The organism is Pseudomonas meliae (assembly GCF_001400515.1).
Classification (GTDB): Bacteria; Pseudomonadota; Gammaproteobacteria; order Pseudomonadales; family Pseudomonadaceae; genus Aquipseudomonas; species Aquipseudomonas amygdali.
The window spans coordinates 1-2136 of sequence record NZ_LJQT01000151.1; the positions used below are offsets into that span (position 1 = coordinate 1).

Annotated in this window: 1 protein-coding gene and 1 pseudogene; both read right to left on the reverse strand. The window is 58.5% G+C overall.

The window, feature by feature from the left end; genetic code table 11:
• Positions 1–893, reverse strand: a pseudogene (locus ALO64_RS06700) (XopAD/skwp family type III secretion system effector); the annotation flags it as partial.
• 887 nt (positions 894–1780) lie between these two features.
• Positions 1781–2136, reverse strand: a 356-nt coding sequence (locus ALO64_RS06705) for a helix-turn-helix domain-containing protein (RefSeq protein WP_157058639.1), incomplete at its 5' end; no start/stop codon positions are given.

A 2136-nucleotide genomic window follows, 5' to 3' on the forward strand; every position in this document is an offset into this window, starting at 1 on the left:
GGCCATTTGCTCAGGGCGTTGAGCGCGTTCGCGACGCTCTGCCCATCCATCGCATGACGCAAGCGGCTTTTGCTTGCGAGCATATCAGCAAGCAAGTACGCCATGGATTGGCAGTCCGGATTGTCGGGCCACTTGCTGAATGCATTAAGTGCCAGGCCGATGTTCTGCGCGTCCAGCGACGACCGGGCAGGGTGGTTACGTTGCAGGTGACGTGCCAGACGAGCCACCGCGCGTTCACACCTGCCGCTGTTGAAGTTCTTGGCGAAGGCGTTCAGGAGTAGGACTGAGTGGCGGCCATCCAGTCCCGATAAATCATCTGCCTGATTGAGCTGTCCGGCGATCCACGCGATTGCATCCATGCACGCTTGTTGGTTCGGATGCTTGCTCAGCTTGTTGCCCACATGGGCCAGCTGCGTCAGCGATGCACCGTCAAACCACTTGGTCTTGCAGAGATACTGCGCCGCAACCTCCGTACAACGATCGAGCTCGCTATGCGTTACGCCTGCCCCTGTGGCGCGCCTTGCATTGGCAATCATCAGAAGGTATTTGTCGAGCCACTGCGCATTGGTTTGCGCGTTGACGTTCTCATCCAGGAAAGGCAGCGCCAGCCCGCAACCGATGTGACGCGCCAGCGCGTTTTTCTTTGCCACCGACACGCACAAGCGAGCGTTGTGGTTCTGAGCCACCCGGCTGGGGGCACTCAGCCATTTCCGATACTGCTCTCGCTGTTCCTGCAGCTGCTTTTTTGCAGCTGGATCGAGCTGATGTTCGGCCTGGTGAAGATCCGCCGCCGTCCACTCCAAGTCATGCATTGGCCGCTTTGGCTGCCGATACGGCTCTCGCTCTTCCCGAGGTCGTTTTCCTGCCGCCCGGTCGAACGTGTGTTCGGCCAAGCGCGCCTCCCAGCCATGCGTTGTTCTTTGTGGCCTACGATGCGATGACGATGCACTGACGTCAGCGGGCGCTCTGTCATGGGGCCGCTCGGACTTGGTACGATGTCGGTCGGTGATATCGTTGCGCAAGTGCGCGTGAATGGTAGGCTGTTGCCGAGCGTCCCTGTCCCGTGCGCGGCCACCGGCTCCAGGTTCATCCTGCTCCACCCGTCGCCGTTTGGCCGGCTGCCGCTCATTGCAACTGGTGCCGGTACTGGCTTCCGGCTGATCCCCGGTCCGCTTGAGCTGGTCCTCTTCACTGAAAGACCGGTTTGTGCTCAATGCGTTTAGATTGACGTTGGGGATTCTCATGTCTGCAATTAGTCCATCCGAATGTAGTCGTTGTCACGGTTGAGTTGCACTGGGCCGTGTTTCTTGGCGGTCAAGGCGTTGTTTGCTGACGCAATACGACCTTTAGCTCTTGCACCTGATCTTCGTACCGACGCTGATATTTGAGCGAGGATCCGCTCCTCCAACAGGGCCGCCTCAGTGGCGCGTCCAGCCAAGGTGCCGTTTGGCCGCTCACGCCTCGCGTTCGAACTGCAGTGATGTCTCTGCGCGGCTGTGTAATGAGCGAGCCAGCCTCTTGCCGGGCCTGCTGAGCGGTTGGCTATTTTTGCAGCGTTGCCTTAAAGAGGTTTTTGACCGCTGACGCTGAAGTTATGTAGCCACCAAATTTTCATTAAAAGTGTCGCGTTGTGTGGCCTTTTGGACGGATTCGGTTCCTTGCGAACGTGGGCCAACGCCAAAGCTTTTAAACGTCGGTGGGTGGCATATCAGGGAGCAACGAAACATCAAACGCGCGACGCTCGGGAGACCGTGCGTGAAAACGAGGGTTCTTGCTACATTCAGACCTTATCTTTAGTCTGGTTCTGTGCCCAGACACGCTTTACCTGGCTGACACTGACACCGGCCAGCCGCGCAGTCTCCGCAATGCTACACCCACCGCTTTTGAGGGCGATGACCCGTTCATGCATTTTGGTATCCGGTTTACGCCCAGCGTATCGACCGGCGCCCTTGGCCAAGTCGATGCCTTGGCGCTGTCGCTCTCGCCGGTCCTCGAAGTCGTCACGCACTATTTGCAAGGCCACACGCAACAGCATGTCTTGTACGCCTTGCAACACCACCTTGGCGACACCACTGGACGCCTCGGTCAATTGCGATAGATCGACGATTCCAGGCACTGCCAGGCGTGCGCCCTTAG